We start from the raw sequence: 21,878 nt of genomic DNA on the forward strand, positions 1-21,878 counted from the left end.
TGAAGGGAAGATGAACAAAGCAGGTCCTCGCAACGCAGCAATGAAAGAAAGCAGCAAAATGGCCGGCTTGTGCCGGCCTTTTGTCTTCGCACCGTATTCTTGCGGAGGCCTTATTCCGCCGGCGGAAAGGCCGACGATTCTGCCCCTGAAGCCGGGACGGCCACCTAACCGCGGCGGAACGCCTTGCCGGCGAGCAGGCTGACCAGCTCCTGCTGGCGCGAAAGGCCGGTCTTGGACAGCACGGCCTTGAGCTGGCTGCGCACCGTCTCCCGATTGACGCCTGTCGCGTCGGCAAGTGTATCAATGGTTTCGGCCTGGCCGATGCCCCGCGCCACGCGCGCTTCCGCCGGCGTCAGGTCGAACAGGCCTTGCAGGACCTCCGCGGTCGGCACCGCGGCGCGATCGACCGGCGTCACCACCAGCAGCGCGGTGGCCTGCGTGAAGATATCGCGCGCGGAACCGCGTACGGGGATGACATGCAGCACCATCGGCACGTGACCGAGCGTCGCCGCGACCGGTATGGATTTCACGGTCCGGCTGCCGGCAAGAGGCAGCGTGCCGAGCGCTTCGGCGAGCAGTGCATCCGCCGCAACGTCCGTCATCGTCACGCGCTGGGCGCGATCCTGGAACAGCGAAGGCATCAGCGCATCGAACAGGCCGTTCGCCGCGAACACCCGGCCGGGCCCGCGCAGCACCGCGCCCGGCAGGCCCAGCGCCTGCAATGCGTCAACCTGAGCAAGTGCGCGCTCGAAGCCAAGGCGGTTTGCTGCAAGGGAGGCCCGGGCCAGATGCGGCCGCAGTCCATCCAGGAGATTGACGACCTCTTGCGGTACCGGGCCATGATCCTGATGCCGCGGCATCACGATCGCGATTGAATCGCCGCTCGGCATCGGAATGATCGTGCCGGCCCGGTAGCCAATGCCGTGCTTGCGGTAAAAGTTGCAATAGACGTCGTTGGTCGCGATCTCCTCCTCCGAGAGGAGGTCATGGTCGGTAACGAAGCCCGCACGATTCAGGGCGAGGGCGCGCGGCAGATTCGGATCGCGCTCGCTCCATCCCTCTTTCAAGAAAACGGGCATCAGCTGGTCATATTCGGCGGAATTGACCGCGCTTGTGTATCCGTCGCGCACGCCGAACAGAAAGCCACCGTTGCCGCCGACCGCCGCACTGAGTTCGCCGAGCAGAGCTGGCCAAAGCGACGGGACCAGTCCAGCCTCATAAATGCGGTCGATCAGACGTTCTGAATCAATTGATGCGTTCATGGGGACTCGGAGGGACTGCCGACATAGACATCACGTCGTGACTTGGTAGCATGTATCACCCTTATGGGTGAAGCACGGGTCACGCCGTTGAAAAAGCAAAAGCCGGCTTCGCAGCCGGCTTTCTTGTCGATCGGAACCTGACGGAACCCTTACTCCGCCGGCGGCAATGCCAGCGGTTCCGCTTCCGGAGCGGTCGGCACGATCGTCGCCTGCTTCTCGCGCTCGTCGAGAATCAGCTTGTCGCGCTTGACCGCGACTTCGCGGATCTTGGCCATCGAGGCGCCGGTGCCCGCCGGGATCAGCCGGCCGACAATGACGTTCTCCTTGAGGCCTTCCAGCGGGTCCACCTTGCCGTTGACGGCGGCTTCGGTGAGCACGCGGGTGGTCTCCTGGAACGAGGCCGCCGAGAAGAACGAGCGAGTCTGCAGGCTCGCCTTGGTGATGCCGAGCAGAACCGGCGTTCCCGTGGCGGGCTTCTTGCCCTCTTCCTTGGCCTTGACGTTGATCGCGTCGAACTCGATCTTGTCGACCTGCTCGCCCGAGATCATGTCGGTGTCGCCCTGGTCGGTGACCTCGACCTTCTGCAGCATCTGACGGACAATCACCTCGATGTGCTTGTCGTTGATGAGCACGCCCTGCAGCCGGTAGACTTCCTGGATTTCGTTGACCAGATAGGCAGCGAGTTCCTCGATGCCCTTGATCGCCAGGATGTCGTGCGGCGCCGGATTGCCTTCGACGATGAAATCGCCCTTTTCGACGATGTCGCCGTCCTGCAGATGGATGTGCTTGCCCTTCGGGATCAGGTACTCGCGCGGCTCCTCGGTCTTGTCCATCGGCTCGATCGAGATGCGGCGCTTGTTCTTGTAGTCGCGGCCGAAGCGGATCGTGCCCGCGATTTCCGCGATGATCGCCGCGTCCTTTGGCTTGCGGGCCTCGAACAGTTCGGCCACCCGCGGCAGACCGCCGGTGATGTCGCGGGTCTTGGCGCTTTCCGTGGAGATACGCGCCAGGATGTCGCCGGCCTTGACCTTGGCACCGACGTCGACCGACAGGATGCCGTCGACCGACAGCATGTAGCGGGCATCGCCGCCACGTGCGAGCTTCAGCACCTTGCCGTCCTTGCCCTTGACCACGATGGCCGGGCGCAGATCCGCCCCGCCCCGCGACGCGCGCCAGTCGATGACGACGCGCTTGGCGATACCGGTGGATTCGTCCAGCGTTTCCGAGATCGACTGGCCTTCGACCAGGTCCTCGAACCCGATGGTGCCTTCGACTTCGGTGAGAACCGGACGCGAGTACGGATCCCACTCCGCGATGCGCTGGCCGCGCTTGACCATGTCGCCTTCATCGACGTGCACGCGCGCGCCGTACTGAATGCGGTGGGTCGCACGCTCGGTGCCGTCGGCATCGGTGATCGCAAACACCATGTTGCGAACCATCGCCACAAGGTGGCCTTCGCTGTTCCTGGCGATGGCCTTGTTCTTGATGGTCACCTTGCCGTCGAAGTTCGACTCCACGAACGACTGCTCGTTGATCTGCGCCGCGCCGCCGATGTGGAACGTGCGCATCGTCAACTGCGTGCCGGGTTCACCGATCGACTGGGCGGCGATGACGCCGACCGCCTCGCCGTGGTTGACCGGCGTGCCGCGGGCGAGATCCCGGCCGTAGCACTTGCCGCAGATGCCGTTGACGAGTTCGCAGGTCAGGGCCGAACGGATCTTCACTTCCTGGATGCCGGCCTGCTGGATGGCGTCGACATGCGTCTCTTCCATCAGCGTGCCGCGCTTGACCACGACCTTGTTGGTCGCGGGATCGCGCAGGTCCTCGCCCGTGGTGCGGCCGAGGATACGCGACGCCAAGGAAGCTACGACCGTACCGGCATCGACGATGGCGCGCATCTTGATGCCGAGCTTGGTGCCGCAATCGTCCTGCGTGATGATGCAGTCCTGCGCCACGTCGACCAGACGGCGGGTCAGGTAACCCGAGTTCGCGGTCTTCAACGCGGTATCCGCGAGGCCCTTGCGGGCGCCGTGGGTCGAGTTGAAGTATTCGAGCACCGACAGACCTTCCTTGAAGTTGGAAATGATCGGCGTCTCGATGATTTCACCCGACGGCTTCGCCATCAGGCCGCGCATGCCGGCGAGCTGACGCATCTGGGCCGGCGAACCGCGCGCGCCCGAATGCGCCATCATGTAGATCGAGTTGATGTCGGCGTCGGCGCCCTTCGCCGTCTTCTTGGTCGAGGAGATTTCCTTCATCATCTCCTTGGCGATTTCTTCGGTCGCCTTCGACCAGGCGTCGACCACCTTGTTGTACTTCTCGCCATGGGTGATCAGGCCGTCATTGTACTGCTGCTCGAAATCCTTCGCCAGCGTACGGGTGGTGTCGACGATCTTCCACTTTGAGTGCGGCACCACCATGTCGTCCTTGCCGAACGAGATGCCGGCCTTGAACGCGTTGTAGAATCCGAGCGCCATGATGCGGTCGCAGAAGATCACCGTCTCCTTCTGGCCGCAGTGACGGTAGACCTGGTCGATCACGCCGGAGATTTCGCGCTTGGTCATCAGCTTGTTGATGATGTCGTACGAGATCTTCTGGTTCTTCGGCAGCAAGGTGCCGAGCATGACGCGGCCCGCGGTGGTTTCGATCCAGCGCCTGGTGGTCTTGCCGGTCTCGTCGATGCCCTCCCACCGGTACTTGATCTTGGTGTGGAGGTGGATGACCTTCGAATGCAGGGCGTGCTCGAGTTCGGCCATGTCGCCGAAGATCTTGCCTTCGCCGGGCAGGCCTTCGCGCATGATCGACACGTAATAGAGGCCGAGCACGATGTCCTGCGACGGCACGATGATCGGCTGGCCGTTCGCAGGATGCAGGATGTTGTTGGTCGACATCATCAGGACGCGCGCTTCGAGCTGCGCTTCCAGCGACAGCGGGACGTGCACGGCCATCTGGTCGCCGTCGAAGTCGGCGTTGAACGCGGCGCAAACCAGCGGATGGAGCTGGATCGCCTTGCCCTCGATCAGGACCGGCTCGAACGCCTGAATGCCGAGGCGATGCAGCGTCGGCGCGCGGTTCAACAGCACCGGATGCTCGCGGATCACCTCGTCCAGAATATCCCAGACCTCGGGACGCTCCTTCTCGACGAGCTTCTTCGCCTGCTTCACCGTGGTGGACAGGCCCTTGGCGTCGAGCCGCGAATAGATGAACGGCTTGAACAGTTCGAGCGCCATCTTCTTCGGCAGGCCGCACTGATGCAGCCGCAGTTCGGGACCGACCACGATCACGGAGCGGCCCGAATAGTCGACGCGCTTGCCGAGCAGGTTCTGCCGGAAGCGGCCCTGCTTGCCCTTGAGCATGTCGGCCAGCGACTTCAGCGGACGCTTGTTGGCGCCGGTGATGACGCGGCCGCGGCGGCCGTTGTCGAACAGCGCGTCGACGGCCTCCTGCAGCATGCGCTTTTCGTTGCGGATGATGATGTCGGGCGCGCGCAGCTCCATCAGCCGCTTCAGGCGGTTGTTGCGGTTGATGACGCGGCGGTAGAGGTCGTTGAGGTCGGACGTCGCGAAGCGGCCGCCGTCGAGCGGCACCAGCGGACGCAGGTCCGGCGGAATCACCGGCACCACGGTCAGGATCATCCACTCCGGCTTGTTGCCGGAATAGCGGAACGCCTCGACGATCTTGAGCCGCTTGGCGAGCTTCTTGTGCTTGATGTCGGATTCGGTCTCGTGCATTTCCGCGCGCAGGGACTGCTCGAGCTTTTCGAGCTCAAGCCCCTTCAGCAGTTCGCGGATCGCTTCGGCGCCGATCATGGCGGTGAAGGAATCCTGGCCGTATTCGTCCTGCGCCTTCAGGTACTCGTCTTCCGACAGCAGCTGACGGTCCTTGAGCGCGGTCAGGCCCGGCTCCAGCACGACGTAATATTCGAAGTACAGAATCCGCTCGAGATCCTTCAGCGTCATGTCGAGCAGAAGGCCGATGCGGGACGGCAGCGACTTCAGGAACCAGATATGGGCAACGGGTGCGGCCAGTTCGATATGGCCCATGCGCTCGCGCCGGACGCGCGACAGCGTCACTTCGACCGAGCACTTTTCGCAGATGATGCCCTTGTACTTCATCCGCTTGTACTTGCCGCACAAGCACTCGTAATCCTTGATCGGCCCGAAGATTCGGGCGCAGAACAGGCCGTCGCGCTCCGGCTTGAAGGTCCGGTAGTTGATGGTCTCCGGCTTTTTGATCTCGCCGTAGGACCAGGACAGAATCTTCTCCGGGGACGCAATCGAGATCCGGATCTGGTCGAAGACCTGGGCCGGGGTCGTCGGATTGAAGAGATTCATAATTTCTTGGTTCATCGTCTTCTCCTCGCGTGCCGATCGTCACCGGCAGCAAATTCGAAATTCTTCGTTGGCACGCGCCCGCTCAACGTCCGAGCGGAGCGCGAATGTCCGGCCCGTCTGCGAAGTTGCCTTCGCGCTTTGGGTCGGACATGGAATCTTTGCCGTTACTCGGCCGCCTCGGACGTCGGTGCCGGTCCCACCTTGGAATTGTGCAGGTCGACGTTGAGGCCGAGCGAGCGCATTTCCTTGACCAGCACGTTGAACGATTCCGGGATACCCGCCTCGAACGTGTCGTCGCCGCGCACGATCGCCTCGTACACCTTGGTACGGCCGGCGACGTCGTCCGACTTCACGGTCAGCATTTCCTGCAGCGTGTAGGCCGCGCCGTAAGCTTCCAGCGCCCACACCTCCATTTCGCCGAAACGTTGCCCGCCGAACTGCGCCTTGCCGCCCAGCGGCTGCTGGGTAACGAGCGAGTACGGACCGATCGAACGCGCGTGGATCTTGTCGTCGACCAGATGGTGCAGCTTCAACATGTAGATGTAGCCCACCGTCACCTTGCGGTCGAAGGCGTCGCCGGTACGGCCGTCATAGACGGTCGACTGGCCGGAAGCGTCGAAGCCCGCGAGCTTCAGCATTTCCTCGATGTCGGCTTCCTTGGCGCCGTCGAACACCGGCGTCGCGATCGGCACGCCGTGGCTCAGGTTCTTGCCAAGCTCCATCAACTCGTTGTCGTTCAGCGTCTTGATGGTTTCATCGTCGCCATAGATCTTCTTCAGGGTCTCGCGCAGCGGCTTGAGGTCCTGCTTCTGATAGTAGGCGTCGATGGTCTGGCCGATGCGCTTGCCGAGCCCCGCGCAGGCCCAGCCGAGATGCGTCTCCAGAATCTGGCCGACGTTCATGCGCGAGGGCACACCGAGCGGATTGAGCACGATGTCGGCATGGGTGCCGTCCTCGAGGAACGGCATGTCCTCGATCGGAACGATCTTGGACACCACGCCCTTGTTGCCGTGACGGCCGGCCATCTTGTCGCCGGGCTGGATCTTGCGCTTCACCGCGACGAAGACCTTGACCATCTTCATCACGCCGGGCGGCAATTCGTCGCCACGCTGCAGCTTTTCGACCTTGTCGAGGAAGCGCTGTTCAAGGCCCTTCTTCGATTCGTCGTACTGCTTCCGCATCGCCTCGATTTCGCTCATCAGCTTGTCGTTCGGCGAAGCAAACATCCACCACTGCGACTTCGGATACTCCTCGAGCACGGCGCGCGTGATCTTGGTGTCCTTCTTGAAGCCCTTGGGACCCGCGATGCCCTGGCGATTTTCCAGCAGCTCCGCGAGGCGGCCGTAGACGTTGCGGTCGAGGATCGCCTGTTCGTCGTCGCGGTCCTTGGCCAGACGCTCGATCTCTTCCCGCTCGATCGCCAGCGCACGCTCGTCCTTGTCGACGCCGTGACGGTTGAACACGCGGACTTCCACGATCGTGCCCTGCACGCCCGGGGGCACGCGGAGCGAGGTATCGCGGACGTCGGAGGCCTTTTCGCCGAAGATGGCGCGCAGGAGCTTTTCTTCCGGCGTCATCGGGCTTTCGCCCTTCGGCGTGATCTTGCCGACCAGGATGTCGCCGGCGCGGACTTCGGCGCCGATATAGACGATACCGGCTTCGTCGAGGTTCTTCAGCGCTTCTTCCGAGACGTTCGGAATGTCGCGGGTGATTTCCTCAGGTCCGAGCTTGGTGTCGCGGGCCATCACCTCGAACTCCTCGATGTGGATCGAGGTGAAGACGTCGTCCTTCACGATCCGCTCGGAGAGCAGGATCGAGTCTTCGAAGTTGTAGCCGTTCCACGGCATGAACGCGACCAGCACGTTGCGGCCGAGCGCGAGCTCGCCGAGATCGGTCGAGGGACCGTCGGCGATGATGTCGCCCTTCCTGACGATGTCGCCGACCTTCACCAGCGGACGCTGGTTGATGCAGGTCGACTGGTTGGAGCGCTGGTACTTCATCAGCCGGTAGATATCGACGCCCGACTTGGTGGGATCGAGATCCTCGGTGGCGCGGATCACGACGCGGGTGGCGTCGATCTGGTCGATCACGCCCGAACGACGCGCGGCGATCGCAGCGCCCGAGTCACGGGCGACCACGCCTTCCATGCCGGTGCCGACGAACGGAGCCTCGGCGCGAACCAGCGGCACCGCCTGGCGCTGCATGTTCGAGCCCATCAGCGCGCGGTTGGCGTCGTCGTTCTCGAGGAACGGGATCAGCGCCGCAGCCACGGAAACGAGCTGCTTCGGCGACACGTCCATGTAGTCGACCTTGTCGGGCGTAATGGGGAGCACTTCACCGGCGTGACGGCAGATGATCAGGTCCTCGGTGAAGCGCCCCTTGGCGTCGAGCGGCACGTTAGCCTGCGCCACGCGATAACGGCCCTCTTCCATCGCCGAGAGGTACACGACCTCCTCGGTGACGCGGCCGTCCTTGACCTTGCGATAGGGCGTTTCGACGAAGCCGTATTTGTTGACGCGCGCGAATGTCGCCAGCGAGTTAATCAGGCCGATGTTCGGGCCTTCCGGCGTTTCGATCGGGCAGATGCGGCCGTAATGCGTCGGATGCACGTCGCGCACTTCGAAGCCGGCGCGCTCGCGGGTCAGACCGCCCGGTCCAAGCGCCGAGAGACGGCGCTTGTGGGTGATCTCCGACAGCGGGTTGGTCTGGTCCATGAACTGCGACAGCTGCGACGAGCCGAAGAACTCGCGCACCGCGGCAGCCGCCGGCTTGGCGTTGATCAGGTCCTGCGGCATCACGGTGTCGATATCGACACTGGACATACGCTCCTTGATCGCGCGCTCCATGCGCAGCAGGCCGATACGGTACTGGTTCTCCATCAATTCGCCGACCGAACGCACACGGCGGTTGCCGAGATGGTCGATGTCGTCGATCTCGCCCTTGCCGTCGCGCAGGTCGACCAGCGTCTTGATGACGGCCAGGATGTCTTCCTTGCGCAGCGTGCGATGGGTGTCGGGCGCGTCGAGTTCGAGGCGCATGTTCATCTTGACGCGGCCGACCGCGGACAGGTCGTAGCGCTCACTGTCGAAGAACAGCGACTGGAACATGGTCTGGGCCGAGTCGATGGTCGGCGGCTCGCCCGGACGCATCACGCGGTAGATGTCGAACAGCGCGTCTTCACGCGTCATGTTCTTGTCGGCATGCAGCGTGTTGCGGATGTAGGCGCCGACATTGACGTGGTCGATGTCGAGCAGCGGCAGCTCCTTGTAGCCCTGCTCGTTGAGCGCCTTCAGCGACTTCTCGGTGAGTTCCTCGCCGGCTTCGGCGTAGATTTCACCGGTCTTTGGATTGACGAGATCCTCGGCGAGATAATTGCCGACCAGCTCTTCGTCAGACAGGCGCAGCGCCTTGAGGCCCTTTTCCTGCAACTGGCGCGCCGCGCGCACCGTCAGCTTCTTGCCGGCCTCAAGCACGACCTTGCCGGTATCGGCGTCGATCAGGTCGTTGATGGTGGAGTAGCCACGGAAGCGGGCGGCGTCGAACGGCACGCGCCAGCCTTCCTTGGCGCGCTTGAAATTGATCTTCTTGTAGAAGGTGGACAGGATCGTCTCGCCGTCGAGACCGAGCGCGTACATCAGCGAGGTCACGGGGATCTTGCGGCGGCGGTCGATGCGCGCAAACACGATGTCCTTGGCGTCGAACTCGATGTCGAGCCAGGAACCGCGATACGGAATCACGCGCGCGGCAAACAGCAGCTTGCCGGACGAATGGGTCTTGCCCTTGTCGTGGTCGAAGAACACGCCGGGCGAACGGTGCATCTGCGAGACGATGACGCGCTCGGTGCCGTTGACGACGAAGGTGCCGTTCATGGTCATGAGCGGGATATCGCCCATGTAGACGTCCTGCTCCTTGATGTCCTTCACCGACTTGGCGCCGGTTTCCTCATCGATATCGAACACGATCAGGCGCAGCGTCACCTTCAGCGGCGCAGCATAGGTCATGCCGCGCTGGCGGCACTCGTCGACGTCATATTTCGGCGGCTCGAATTCGTAGCGGACGAATTCCAGCATCGAGGTGCCCGAGAAATCCGAAATCGGGAACACCGAGCGGAACACCGCCTGCAGTCCCTCGTCCAGCCGGCCACCCTGGGGTTCCTCGACCATCAGGAACTGGTCGTAGGACGCCTTCTGAACCTCGATGAGGTTCGGCATCTCGGCGACTTCCTTGATGTGTCCGAAGAACTTGCGAACGCGTTTGCGACCGGTGAATGTCTGCTGCGCCATCGTGGCCTCTCATTTTCGTCGCCCTTGTGGGCGAACCTTCCGAAGCGCGACTGCCATCGCCCCCGGGTTGAATTTCGAATCGCTCAAAAGGAACAAAGCTCAATTTCAGGAATTAAGTCCTGAATTCGCACCTTAGACCTTCAAAACGCAAAACGACGCGCGGGGCGCATGACTGCACCCGCCCGTCTCAACTTGCCGCTTCACGGACTGAAAAAGCCCGAAATCTGACTGTCTCCCAACGGCTTACGCCAGGAACCCTGCCGTCCCCACCGCCTACCGCGTTTTTCTGCTGCCGCTCCGATATGGGGCGGAATCGTGGAGATTCGAAGGGCTAACCCCGCGAATCCCCACACTTTTCTGTGTAGTACGCTTACTTCAATTCGACCTTCGCGCCAGCCTTTTCGAGCTGGGCCTTGAGCTTGTCGGCCTCTTCCTTGTTCACGCCTTCCTTGACCGGCTTGGGCGCGCCTTCGACGAGGTCCTTGGCTTCCTTGAGGCCCAGGCCGGTAATGGCGCGGACTTCCTTGATGACTTCGATCTTCTTGTCGCCGGCGGCAGCGAGAACGACCGTGAACTCGGTCTTCTCTTCAGCCGGAGCGGCGGCGGCGGCAGCGGGACCGGCGACCGCAACGGCGGCAGCAGCGGACACGCCCCACTTTTCTTCCAGGAGCTTGGCAAGCTCGGCAGCTTCGAGCACGGTCAAGCTCGAGAGGTCGTCGACGATTTTCTGTAGGTCAGCCATTGATCTATTTCCTTAAAACGTTTGGTTCGAACCAGGTTTGATTTGCGAAGGGTCAGGCCGCTTCGCTCTTTGAGGCATAGGCCTGGACGACGCGCGCGAGCTTGGCCGCGGGCGCAGTCGAGAGCTGAGCGATCTTGGTCGCCGGCGCCACCAGGAGGCCGACAAGCTTTCCGCGCAGTTCATCGAGTGACGGCAGCGAGGCAAGCGCCTTCACACCGTTCACATCCAGGACGGTTTTACCCATCGAGCCGCCGAGAATGACGAACTTTTCGTTCGCCTTGGCGAATTCCATGGCAACCTTCGGCGCCGCTACCGGATCGTTTGAAGTCGCGATCACGGTCGGCCCCTTCAGCAGGGAACCGATGGCAACGACGTCCGTGCCTTCAAGAGCAATTTTGGCGAGACGGTTCTTCGAGACCTTCACCGACGCGCCCGCCTGCTTCATCTGCATGCGCAGCTTCTGCATCTGGGCCACGGTGAGGCCGGAATAGTGGGCGACGACTGCGACGCTCGTGGTCTTGAAGACCTCGTTCAGCGCCTCAACCGCGTCCTTTTTTGCCGCTCTTTCCACAGCAAGCTCTCTCCGGTTGGCGGCCTTCGCTTAGGAGCGAGACCGCCGGGTTACACCCATCGTCTCACCCAAAACCTGACCTCTAGACACCAGTCTCAAGGACACGCCGGGCAGGACGACATTGATAAGCCTGCCCTCCCGAACCAGATGGCGCGGGGTGTCGAGGTTCGAACCAAATCAGCCATGGCGCCGCGCGAGGCAGCGTTAAAGCGAAATCCGGTCTTCACCCGTCTATGCAGGCTGTGAAATTAAGCCGTTGTAGAAACTTGCGTTTCTGCGCGGGCGCCTGCAGTCTCGGACAGGATCGGGGCCGTCCGGCAAGCCGAAAGACCCCTGCCGCAATCCACCGAAGCGATGAGTTTTCCTTCCTTTCGAGCAATCCATGCGGATGTCCTGAAAGGAATGATCTCCTATCGTATCGGGTTTTCGGAATGCGCGCACGGACGTGCCAGCAACGGCCAGCACGCCCGGAAGCCGCTGTTTACCGAGTCTTGGCCGGCTTGCCAAGGGCAAAATTCAGACCAGATCACCGCCCGGCCGGAGCAAGAATTTTCGTCCCGAATCGCGCGGAAATTCTTTGACGGGTCCTGTCACACCGGGGGCACCTGGCTCGTCTTGGCCGCAGGAGGTTCCCATGCGGCGTCAGTTGGCGGCGATTCTTGCGATACCCACGGTTCTGAACGGACTGGCCATGCTGGTGGCTGGCCCCCTCTGGTACGAAACCGTACCCGGGGTGCCGGAAACCGGCCCGTTCAACCCACATTTCGTTCAGGACATCGGGGTCGCGTTCCTCGTGGCCGGCCTGGCGCTGGCCGCGCGGGCATGGCGGCCGCGGTATTGGCCGGCGGCCGTCGCGAGCGCCGGCTTCCTCGCCGCCCACGCCGTACTTCACCTGGAGATGCTGGCGGTCGGCCACACCCATCACGCCGCGTTCGACCTCCTCGCGATCGTGCTGCCGTCGGCAGCCGCGCTCTATTCCGCCTTCCCCAGCCAAGGAGAAAATCATGCGTAGTTGGATCGCGCGCCGCACGCTGCGCGCATTTGCCAGGCGTTACGGTTACGACGTCAGCTATCTCGAGATGATGCTGAACTGTTCCCCTTCCGCCTTCTTCAAGTTCGCGCCCCTCATGAAGGCGGCCGCCCATCGCGAGGCGGTCCCGATCGACGCGAGTTTCGCAGCCAAGATCGTCGGTGCATTGGCCGAGGATTGCGGGCCCTGCACGCAACTGGTCGTCGACATGGCGCTGGAAGCCGGCATGGCGAAGGACCAGATCGAGGCGGTTCTCCGCCGCGACCCTCGAGCGATGAATGACGCGACCACGCTTGGGTTCAGGTTTGCCGACGCCGTGGTGCGCCGGTCCGCCGAGGACGACGAGTTTCGCGACGCCGTCCGGGCCCAATGGGGCCAGAAGGGCGTAATAGATCTGACGCTGGCGCTGCAAATGGGCCGCATGTTCCCGATGGTGAAGGCGGGCCTCGGTTATGCCAAGGAATGCCGCCGCGTCACCGTGAGTGGACACAATGTCGATGTCGTCAAACAGGCCGCATGATGACGACCCGCTGGCGCCCCATCGCGGGCGTCTGATCGGGCTCGCCTATCGCATGCTTGGCAGCCGCAGCGACGCCGAAGACGTCGTGCAGGATGCCTATCTCCGCTTTGCCGGGGCGCAGGACGTGCACAACGCGGAAGCCTTTCTCGTCACCGTGGTGACCCGGCTCTGTCTCGATCGCCTGAAGAGCGCGAAGGTGCAGCGGGAAATTTATGTCGGCCCCTGGCTGCCCGAGCCCGTGTTCGATGCGGAGGACCTGTCGGCCGACGCCGCCACTGAACTCGCCGACGACCTGTCGTTCGCATTGCTGCTGGCGCTGGACCGGTTATCGCCGATGGAACGCGCCGCCTTCCTGCTCCACGACGTGTTCGACACGCCATTCCCCGAAATCGCCGCCATGCTCGACCGCACCGAGGCGTCCTGCCGGCAACTGGCCTCGAGGGCCCGCCGCGCGGTGCGCGACAATCGCCCGGCCCCGGCGCGCGCACCCGACAATCACGCCCGTCTGCTGCAGGCATTTGGCGAGGCGGTTACCAGCGGTAACGTTGCGCAGCTCGCCGCGCTGCTGCGGGAGGATGCCGTGGCGCTCACCGATGGCGGTGGCCGCAAGACGGCAGCGCGCAATCCGATCATCGGCGCCGACAAGATCGCGCGCTTCTTCATCGGTATTGCCGCCAAGAATGCCGGCCACGACATGCGCATCGAGCCTGCCATGATCAACGGCGCCTTCGGCGCCCTGCTCTACCTGGACGGCGAACTCGACAACACCATGAGCATGGCGATCGACGGCGAGAAAATCGCCGCGATCTATATCGTCCGAAATCCCGACAAGCTGCGGCACCTGCCGTCGGCCGCGCCGCACTGATCCAAGTTGAACGATCTTGCTAACGGCCTCCTAACCTCATCGTTCAGATTTGCCACGCTCAGGTCGTGCATTAACCGCCGCACAACCTCCGGCCGGCAGTTTCAGGCCGGAGCTGCGCCGGAGTGGCGCCAGGGGAGCGCCGTCATGCCCGTTATCCGCAATTCCGCCCGTGCATTCATTGCGGCACTGATCGTGCTCGTCATATTCCACGCCATCATGTCGGTGCTTGGTCTCGGCGTATTCCTCGCCAACAAGATCGAGCCGCCCTCGCCGGACCGCGCATTTCAGATTTTCGTGGCGCGCGTCGCGGTCGATGCCGCCCTGCTTGCCGCCGGCCACTGGCTGCTGCGTTCGTTCGGCCTCGCTACGCGCATGGTCTATGGGCTGATGGGCGGCACGGCCGCAGCGGTCGGCTATGCCTTTGCGTTGTCGCAAGACCTCAACATCGCGCCGCCTCTGGACGGTACTCTTCTGACGGCAGCGGTATTGCCGATCCTGGTCGGCATGATCAGCGCCACCCTATATGCCCAGTTTGCCGGCCGCGAGATGCTGGGAGCCCGTCCCGGCAGTACCGCAAATCCCGATGTTGCCCCCGTGCCCGCCATTCCCGCAAATTTCGATGGGCCGGTTCAAGTCCGTACCTCGATGGCTGCAACCACCATCGCGGCGCTGGTGCCGGCCGCCATGGTGGCGCTGATCACAATCCCCTTCGTGACGTTCTTTCTGACAGAATGGGATACCGGCGGTTCGCAAAATCCGGCCTGGGCCAATCAGATTTCGCGAATGGCGCTACCGGCGTATTTATTCATGGCAACCTTGTTGGCGACAGCCATTCCATCGGCCATCATTGTCAGCGTCACACACGCTGCAGCGCGCGCCTTCCGGCGCACGCGCGGAACTGACTACGCCGTCATTGGTGCCGTTGTTGGCATAGTCGCCTCCGTTGCCTTGGCGATGTTGGTTCCCACACCCCTGTTAGCGCTGGTCGTCGTTGCCGCGGCCATCATGGGAGCTGCCTATCGCCGCTTCGCAGGCCTGGAGCCGCTGCCCTTGCCCGAAGCGGTGCTGGCGACCGACCCTGCCGCTCTTGTCGGCGAGCACGATCCCGCGCGACAAACCCGCGCCGTGATCATGAATGGCTAGCCAGTAGTGCAACTAAGCTACCTTGTATGGCAGCGGCTTGCCGGCGAAGAACGCGTCGAGATTGGCCAGCACGCAGTCCTGCATAGCGACATGCGATTCCAGCGTATGGCCGCCGATATGCGGGGAGAGCACGACGTTGGGCAGCGCCGTCAGCGCGTCAGGCGCATGCGGCTCCTTCGTGTACACGTCGAGGCCTGCGCCGGCGATGGTCTGGTCGGTCAGCGCTGCGATCAAAGCCTGCTGATCGATGACCGAGCCGCGCGAGATGTTGACGACGTAGCCGTCCTTGCCGAGCTTCTTCAGGATATCGGCATCGACGGCGTGACTTGTATCCGCCCCCGCCCGCACCGCGATCATCAGGACGCTGCACCATTCGGCCAGCGCATCGAGCGTCGGAAAATATTGATAGGGAACGTCGTGCTTGCTGCGGCTGAAATAGCCGACCTCGGTCTCGAAGGCGGCGACGCGTGCCGCGATCTTGCGGCCGATCTCGCCCATGCCGTAGACGCCGATTTTGCGGCCGAGCATGCCCGCCTGCGGGCGCATCATCGGCGACGGTTTTGCAGCGGCCCAGCTCCCGCCCCGCACATAATCGTCGGCGACAAGTAGCCGCCGCGTGGCTGCCAGCATCAGGGTCACCGCGATGTCGGCGACCGACGCCGCGTTCGCCCCCGGACTGTGGCCGACCGCGATGTTGCGTTTCGCCGCCGCCGCGAGATCGACGCCGTCATAGCCGGTGCCGTAGCAGACGATGGCGCTGAGCTTCGGCAGAAGGTCCATTGCGTCGCCGCCGAGCGGCGTGCCGCCGGCCGTGATCATCGCGCGAATGTCTGCGAGCTGTTCGGCGGGGAACACTTCATTGGGTGGCTTGCCGGCGGCATTCAGGAGTTCAAAACGTTCGCCGAACCGTTCCATCTGGGCCTTTGGAAAACGCGAATAGATCAGGACCTTCTCGGGCATTGTTGTTCCTTCTTGGCAAGTCCGGCGCTGCGACGATTACGCAAATGCCACATCAAACGCAAAGGGCGGAATCGGTCACCCGATTCCGCCCTTGTTTATTCACGTAAACCGCAAGGAGTTAGCCGAGCAGCGTGCCCGGCTCGACCTTGACGCCCGGGCCCATGGTGGAGGAGACCGCCACGCGCTGGATGTAGGTGCCCTTGGCGCCGGCAGGTTTTGCCTTGGCCACTGCGTCCGCGAGCGCCTTGATGTTCTGCACCAGCTTCTCTTCCGAGAACGAGGCCTTGCCGACGCCGGCCTGCACGATGCCGGCCTTCTCGACGCGGAATTCGACCGAGCCGCCCTTGGCGCCCTTCACGGCGGTGGCGACGTCCATCGTCACGGTGCCGATCTTCGGGTTCGGCATCATGCCGCGCGGGCCGAGCACCTTACCGAGGCGGCCGACCAGCGGCATCATGTCGGGGGTTGCGATACAGCGATCGAAGTCGATCGTGCCGCCCTGCACCTTCTCGACCAGGTCTTCGGCGCCGACGACGTCAGCACCCGCCGCCTTGGCTTCTTCCGCCTTGGCGCCGCGGGCGAACACGCCGACGCGCAGCGTGCGGCCGGTGCCGTTCGGCAGAGTGACGACTCCGCGAACCATCTGGTCGGCGTGACGCGGATCGACGCCAAGATTGATCGCGAGCTCGATCGTCTCGTCGAACTTCGACTTGGCGCGTTCCTTGACCATCTTGATGGCATCCGCGAGCGGATAGAGCTTCTCGCGGTCGACACCCTCGCGGGCCTTCTTCAAACGTTTTCCGATTGCCATGGCCCGTTACCCCGCAACTTCCAGACCCATCGAACGGGCGGAGCCCTCGACCATCTTCATGGCCGACTCGATGGAATCGCAATTGAGATCCTTCATCTTCTTCTCGGCGATCTCGCGCACCTGCTCGCGTGTCACCTGGCCGGCCTTGTCGCGGCCCGGAGCTTTCGAACCGGACTGGATCTTGGCGGCCTGCTTGAGGAAGTGGGACATCGGCGGCGTCTTCATCTCGAAGGTGAAGGAACGGTCCGCATAGATGGTGATGATCACCGGGATCGGGGTGTTCTTTTCTTCCTTCTGCGTCTGCGCGTTGAACGCCTTGCAGAATTCCATGATGTTGAGACCGCGCTGACCAAGCGCGGGACCGATCGGGGGCGAAGGATTCGCCGCACCGGCCGGCACCTGCAATTTCAGGTATCCGGTCACTTTCTTTGCCATGTATCACTCCTGTTGTGCCAGGTTTTGAGCCGGCGGTTTCAGGTTCGTGGTTCGGATCAAGGGCGGTTGGCGACCACCCTCTTCCTCCCACGGCCTCTTGATACGCGAAGACGTGCTTCGCACTCTCTAAGTGCGGAGACGCGCTCCGCGCTTATGCCGATCAGACCTTCTCGACCTGACCGAATTCCAGTTCGACGGGCGTGGCGCGGCCGAAGATCGACACTGCGACCTTCACGCGCGAACGCGCCTCGTCAATTTCTTCAACCACGCCGGAGAACGACGCGAACGGACCATCGGCCACGCGGACGTTCTCGCCGATTTCGAACGACACCGACGCCTTCGGACGTTCGACGCCTTCCTGCACCTGGTGCAGGATCCGCATCGCCTCGGATTCGGAGATCGGCATCGGCTTGTTTTCGGCGCCGAGGAAGCCGGTGACCTTGGGCGTGTTCTTGATGAGATGGAACGCCTCGTCGGTCAGCTTCATCTTCACCAGCACATAGCCCGGGAAGAACTTGCGTTCGGCGTCGATCTTGCGGCCGCGGCGCACCTCGGTGACCTTTTCGGTCGGCACCAGCACCTGCTCGAACAGATCCTCAAGCCCGCGCTGCTTCGCCTGTTCCCGGATCGATTCCGAGACCTTCTTCTCGAAGTTCGAATAGGCGTGAACGATATACCAGCGCTTGTCCATGGTTTGGGTTCCGGTGCTCATCAGCGAACGCCCAGCAGGAAAGTGACAACGTAGCGGATGACCAGATCCGACATGAAAAAGAAGATCGACGCCAGCGCAACCATGACGAACACCATGATCGTGGTGATCGTCGTCTCGCGGCGCGTCGGCCAGGTGACCTTGGCGGTCTCCGAGCGCACTTCCTGCAGGAATTTGAACGGGCTGAAAGCCATCGTTGGTTACCGCGTCCTTCGTGAGACGATTGTAATTTAAAGCGAATCCGAACAGCCCTCTCGCGCCCAGCCCTCTCTCGAAGGATGAGCGCCAAGCGGGCTCGATTGTTCGGGGGAATTCAAAGCCGCGCCGGATATCCGCGCTAGCGGGCCGGCTGCAGGTGGCGGGTATCTACTGCCGGACGGGCAAAAGGTCAAGGTACGGGGTGCCGCGGGGGTTCAAACGGCCATTTCCGGGGTCTTGTCCGAGGTGTTGGGAAACAGGGCGAAAAGCCATTGGTTAACTCCCGGTACCGCCTCCACTCAAATGCGCGGCACACCGCGATCTGGTTCTTAAATGCTCGCTGCTAGCCTGAGCGCTCCATTGATGGGCAAAGGGACGATCATGGCTCTGCTAGGCCAAGACCAGGAAAGACCCTCGGGCGATGCGGCGTGGACCGTTCTCGACGCAGCGAACGAACTCGGCGACACCTTTACGGTCGATGCCTGCCGCCGGGTCATCGACGCAGACCTGCGGGGCGAATCCCCCGCCGGATCGGACATAGCGGTGCTCAGCGCATTCTTCGGCTAGTTCCGGAACCGAGTCGGATGGCTCGCAGATCAATCGCCGACGCGCTTGAACAAGCTCATCGGCCATCCTCCAAAATCGGCTTAAGTATTTGATTTAGCTGGCAGGAGTGGCAGGGCTCGAACCTGCGACCCCCGGTTTTGGAGACCGGTGCTCTACCAATTGAGCTACACTCCTGCAGGGAACCGACGCGTGCGCCGGTTCGCGCCGTTTCAAGCATAGGGCATACCCCGATTGCAAGGGCGAAGCGGCTTGCGCCCTATCCAAGGCTGAGCATCTACGCCAGACTTGGTGACTGCGAACAACAACAAGCGCAACGGGAGAAACCATGAACGCGCAGACCGCCGCCCGGCCGATATCCGCCCCCCAGACGCCTTCTCTCCCCGACGCCAAGCCCGAAACCATCGGGCTCTCGACCGTCCGCCTGCAGCGGATGTCGGATGCTTTCAGGCGTGAGATCGACAAGGGGACCCTCCCCGGGGCCACGGTGATGGTGGCGCGGCGCGGCCAGATCGGCTGGTTCGATGCCATCGGTCGGCAGAGCCCGGCGGCAGCCACGCCGATGGCCCATGACAGCATCTTCCGCATCTTCTCGATGACCAAGCCGATCGTCTCCGTCGGCATCATGATGCTGGTCGAGGACGGCCACTTCATCCTGGGCGATCCCGTCGCAAAATTCATTCCGGAATTTGCCGACCAGAAGGTCGGCATCGAGAACAACGGCAAGCTCGAGCTGGTACCGGTGAAGCGGCAGATGACCGTTCAGGATCTGTTGCGGCATACGTCGGGCCTGACCTACGACCACACCGGCAACGGCCTGGTCCAGCAGCTCTACCAGCAGTCGCGGCTGCGCAGCCGCAAGATCACCAACGCGGAGCACGCTACCATGATCGCCGGCATGCCGCTGGTGTGCCAGCCCGGCGCGGAATGGAATTACAGCCGCTCGACCGACGTGCTCGGCCGCATCATCGAGGTTGTCTCCGGAAAATCGCTCGGCGCCTTCCTGACCGAACGCATCCTGGCGCCGCTGCAGATGGCCGAGACCGCATTCCATACGCCGGAAGCGAATGCCGGCCGGCTCGCCGAGCCGTTCGCGAACGATCCGTGGAACGGCGACAAGGTGCAGCTCTTCAACATGCTGGAGAAGCCCGCGATGGAATCCGGCGGCGGCGGGCTGGTCTCAACCACCATGGACTACGCGCGGTTCTGCCAGATGCTGCTCAACGGCGGCACGCTCAACGGCGGCACGCTCGACGGCGTCAGGATCATCGGCCGCAAGACGCTGGAGCTGATGGCCTCGGATCATCTCGCACCGGGTGTGAAGGTCGACTCGCCGCTGATGCCGCCCGGTCACGGTTTTGGCCTCGGCTTCGCCGTCCGGACCCATCGGGGCATCGCGCCGTTCCCGGGCTCGCTCGGTCAGTTCTTCTGGAGCGGGATGGCCGGCACGTTCTTCTTCATCGATCCTGCGGAAGACCTGTTCACGGTGTTCATGATGCAGGGCCCGGGCCAGCGCGAATATATCCGCAACATGCTGCGGGATTTGGTGTACGCCGCGGTGGAGTGAGGCGAGGCGTTATTCCAGGTGCAACGCCCAATCACAACCGTCATGCCCCGCGAAGGCGGGGCATCCAGTACGCCGTGTCATCTATTGGAAGCGAGACGGCTGCGTTTACTGGATCGTCCGCCCCAGTGCGCAATTGCGCACAAGGCGGACGATGACACCGAGTAAAAAATGCGTGCACCGTACTAGCTCACCCTCAACTGATCGTAGCTCCACCGTCGATCACGATGGTCTGGCCGGTCATGAAGTCACCCGCCTTCGATCCCATCAGCACCGCGGCGCCCGCGATCTCGTCCGGCACGCCGATGCGCAACAGCGGCGAACGCGCGGTGGACGCCTTCAGCGTCTCCGGATTATCCCATAGCGCCTTGGCGAAATCGGTCTTGATCAGGCCGGGCGCGATGCAGTTCACGCGGATGTTGTGCTTGCCGTACTCGCAAGCGAGATTGCGCGCAAGCTGCATGTCGGCGGCCTTCGAGATCGCGTAGGCGCCAAGCACGGTCGACCCCTTCAGGCCGCCGATCGAGGACACGATCACGATCGAGCCGTCCTTGCGCTCGATCATCTGCGGCACCACCATGTTGATCAGCCAGTTGTTGGCGACGATGTTATTGTCGAGGATTTTTCGGAACTGGTCGTCGGAAATGCCGCCGAGCGGACCGTAATAGGGATTGGACGCGGCGTTGCAGACCAGCACGTCGATCTTGCCGAACGCACGGTTGGATTCGTCGACCAGGTTCTGCAAATTTTCCTTGCTGGAAATGTTCGCCGCGATCGCAACCGCGGTCCCCTTGCCCAATTTTTCGTTGATCTCCTTGGTGACCTGATCGCAGACGTCCTGCTTGCGCGAGGAGATCACCACCTTGGCGCCGTGTTCGGCCATGCGCTCGGCAATGGCGCGGCCGATGCCGCGCGTGGAGCCGGTGATGACGGCGACTTTCCCGGTCATATCGAACAAGCTCATGTCTCTCTCCCCGATGTTGATCCAGCGCGATGCCGGTTTGGTCTTGAATTCGAACTAAGCAGCCTTTGCGGTTCTCGACAACTTAAGGCTCAGGCGAGTTTCGTCGCCGGCGGCTCGACCTCCGGTCCCGCCGGCTGATGCATCGCGTTGTGCGAGGCATCCGCGATCCACGGCTGCTGGTTGACCATCGGCAGCCGCCAGCCGGTGTGATTGGCGCTTGAGAGATGATCGAGCCGCGTCACCGAACAATTGTCGATATCGAAGTCGAGGCCTTTTCCGGGCTGACCGCCCAGCGCAAGGCCGACCGCAGCCCTGATCGTGCCGCCATGCGCAACAACGATGATGTCCCTGCCCGCTTGCTCGGCATTAATGCGCTCGATCGCGCCGCACACGCGGTTATAGAGGTCCATGAAACTCTCGCCGCCGGGCGCGGGTTCGTCGATACCAGTAAGCCAGTGGCTGCCGACCGGCAGGCTCGCGTAAAATGCCGCGCGATTCATGCCCTGCAATTGGCCGAGATGCTGCTCGGCGAACGCGTTCACGTGCGGCATATCTGACGGCTTGGGAAAGCCCGCGGCCCAGATCGCGTTTGCGGTCTGATGCGTGCGCTTCAGATTGCTTGCATACCAGACCGCATTGCGCGGCAAGATTTTTCCGACCGCCTCGAACACGACGCGATCGCTGGTGTCGCAGCCCAGATCCTTTTGCCCGTAGATGCAGCCGTTATCTTCGCGGACCGGTGCATGGCGTACCCACCACCATCGCGTCGCAATCACCCGCGGCCTGTCTGGATTCGACATCATCAAAGCCCTTCAATACTGTTCGTTGTCGCTGTACGTCAGAGCACGCATCGTCTCAAGTGACTTTGACGTTTGAAATCTTGTTTGAATTCCGCAAGGCGGCAGACGCCTGAGCGCTTAACT

Annotated in this window: 18 protein-coding genes and 1 tRNA gene; 6 read left to right on the forward strand and 13 right to left on the reverse strand. The window is 62.8% G+C overall.

Annotated elements, in window-relative coordinates; all coding sequences use genetic code 11:
• Positions 1–164: 164 nt before the first annotated feature.
• From IVB05_RS28740 to rplJ, 5 genes are all read right to left on the reverse strand, one after another.
• On the reverse strand, positions 165–1,262 hold the full coding sequence (locus IVB05_RS28740; RefSeq protein WP_247779289.1) for a helix-turn-helix transcriptional regulator: 1,098 nt from the start codon (positions 1,260–1,262) through the stop codon (positions 165–167).
• A gap of 149 nt (positions 1,263–1,411) precedes the next feature.
• On the reverse strand, positions 1,412–5,611 hold the full coding sequence (gene rpoC, locus IVB05_RS28745; protein WP_247779290.1) for a DNA-directed RNA polymerase subunit beta': 4,200 nt from the start codon (positions 5,609–5,611) through the stop codon (positions 1,412–1,414).
• Between the two features lie 149 nt (positions 5,612–5,760).
• Positions 5,761–9,879: a DNA-directed RNA polymerase subunit beta gene (gene rpoB, locus IVB05_RS28750; protein WP_247779291.1), complete on the reverse strand. Its 4,119-nt coding sequence runs from the start codon at positions 9,877–9,879 to the stop codon at positions 5,761–5,763.
• Positions 9,880–10,249: 370 nt separating this feature from the next.
• A complete protein-coding gene (rplL, locus tag IVB05_RS28755) occupies positions 10,250–10,621 on the reverse strand; it encodes a 50S ribosomal protein L7/L12 (protein ID WP_108518057.1) in 372 nt (123 codons plus the stop codon).
• 52 nt (positions 10,622–10,673) lie between these two features.
• Positions 10,674–11,192: a 50S ribosomal protein L10 gene (rplJ, locus tag IVB05_RS28760; RefSeq protein ID WP_247779292.1), complete on the reverse strand. Its 519-nt coding sequence runs from the start codon at positions 11,190–11,192 to the stop codon at positions 10,674–10,676.
• Between the two features lie 634 nt (positions 11,193–11,826).
• Between rplJ and IVB05_RS28765 the strand changes: the two genes are divergently transcribed.
• The 4 genes from IVB05_RS28765 (at position 11,827) to IVB05_RS28780 (ending at position 14,750) form a co-directional block, all read left to right on the forward strand.
• Positions 11,827–12,204: a hypothetical protein gene (locus IVB05_RS28765; protein WP_247779293.1), complete on the forward strand. Its 378-nt coding sequence runs from the start codon at positions 11,827–11,829 to the stop codon at positions 12,202–12,204.
• Positions 12,197–12,742 carry a hypothetical protein gene (locus IVB05_RS28770; protein WP_247779294.1) on the forward strand — a complete coding sequence of 182 codons (546 nt, stop codon included), beginning with the start codon at positions 12,197–12,199 and terminating at the stop codon, positions 12,740–12,742. The genes IVB05_RS28765 and IVB05_RS28770 overlap by 8 nt, the downstream gene beginning before the upstream one ends.
• On the forward strand, positions 12,720–13,607 hold the full coding sequence (locus tag IVB05_RS28775; RefSeq protein WP_247779295.1) for a sigma-70 family RNA polymerase sigma factor: 888 nt from the start codon (positions 12,720–12,722) through the stop codon (positions 13,605–13,607). Before IVB05_RS28770 ends, IVB05_RS28775 begins: the two co-directional genes overlap by 23 nt.
• Positions 13,608–13,751: 144 nt before the next feature.
• Entirely contained in the window at positions 13,752–14,750 is a 999-nt protein-coding gene (locus IVB05_RS28780; protein ID WP_247779296.1) for a hypothetical protein, read from the forward strand.
• A 12-nt stretch (positions 14,751–14,762) separates the two neighbouring features.
• On the opposite strand, the gene IVB05_RS28785 is transcribed toward IVB05_RS28780, so the two are convergent.
• The 5 genes from IVB05_RS28785 to secE form a co-directional block, all read right to left on the reverse strand.
• The gene (locus IVB05_RS28785) at positions 14,763–15,710 is read right to left on the reverse strand and encodes a 2-hydroxyacid dehydrogenase (RefSeq protein ID WP_247779297.1); all 948 of its coding nucleotides are present in this window, start codon (positions 15,708–15,710) and stop codon (positions 14,763–14,765) included.
• Between the two features lie 118 nt (positions 15,711–15,828).
• A complete protein-coding gene (gene rplA, locus IVB05_RS28790; RefSeq protein ID WP_247779298.1) occupies positions 15,829–16,521 on the reverse strand; it encodes a 50S ribosomal protein L1 in 693 nt (230 codons plus the stop codon).
• 6 nt (positions 16,522–16,527) lie between these two features.
• Positions 16,528–16,956, reverse strand: a complete 429-nt coding sequence (rplK, locus tag IVB05_RS28795; RefSeq protein ID WP_247779299.1) for a 50S ribosomal protein L11 — start codon at positions 16,954–16,956, stop codon at positions 16,528–16,530.
• 160 nt (positions 16,957–17,116) lie between these two features.
• Entirely contained in the window at positions 17,117–17,647 is a 531-nt protein-coding gene (gene nusG / locus IVB05_RS28800; protein ID WP_247787048.1) for a transcription termination/antitermination protein NusG, read from the reverse strand.
• A 20-nt stretch (positions 17,648–17,667) separates the two neighbouring features.
• The gene (secE, locus tag IVB05_RS28805; RefSeq protein WP_247515586.1) at positions 17,668–17,859 is read right to left on the reverse strand and encodes a preprotein translocase subunit SecE; all 192 of its coding nucleotides are present in this window, start codon (positions 17,857–17,859) and stop codon (positions 17,668–17,670) included.
• A gap of 385 nt (positions 17,860–18,244) precedes the next feature.
• Here secE and IVB05_RS28810 point away from each other — a divergent pair, with 385 nt between their 5' ends.
• The gene (locus IVB05_RS28810; RefSeq protein ID WP_247779300.1) at positions 18,245–18,430 is read left to right on the forward strand and encodes a hypothetical protein; all 186 of its coding nucleotides are present in this window, start codon (positions 18,245–18,247) and stop codon (positions 18,428–18,430) included.
• A 98-nt stretch (positions 18,431–18,528) separates the two neighbouring features.
• On the opposite strand, the gene IVB05_RS28815 is transcribed toward IVB05_RS28810, so the two are convergent.
• Positions 18,529–18,604, reverse strand: a tRNA-Trp gene (locus tag IVB05_RS28815).
• A gap of 151 nt (positions 18,605–18,755) precedes the next feature.
• On the opposite strand from IVB05_RS28815, the gene IVB05_RS28820 reads away from it, so the two are divergent.
• Positions 18,756–19,994, forward strand: coding sequence for a serine hydrolase domain-containing protein (locus tag IVB05_RS28820; protein WP_247779301.1), 1,239 nt, complete (start codon positions 18,756–18,758; stop codon positions 19,992–19,994).
• 193 nt (positions 19,995–20,187) lie between these two features.
• Here the strand turns inward: IVB05_RS28820 and IVB05_RS28825 are convergent, their stop codons facing one another.
• Positions 20,188–20,955: an SDR family oxidoreductase gene (locus tag IVB05_RS28825; RefSeq protein ID WP_247779302.1), complete on the reverse strand. Its 768-nt coding sequence runs from the start codon at positions 20,953–20,955 to the stop codon at positions 20,188–20,190.
• Positions 20,956–21,044: 89 nt separating this feature from the next.
• Positions 21,045–21,755 (reverse strand): histidine phosphatase family protein, encoded by a 711-nt coding sequence (locus IVB05_RS28830; protein WP_247787051.1) that lies wholly within the window; start codon positions 21,753–21,755, stop codon positions 21,045–21,047.
• Between the last annotated feature and the right edge of the window lie 123 nt (positions 21,756–21,878).

Origin of the sequence: Bradyrhizobium sp. 170 (assembly GCF_023101085.1) — a bacterium.
GTDB lineage: Bacteria > Pseudomonadota > Alphaproteobacteria > Rhizobiales > Xanthobacteraceae > Bradyrhizobium.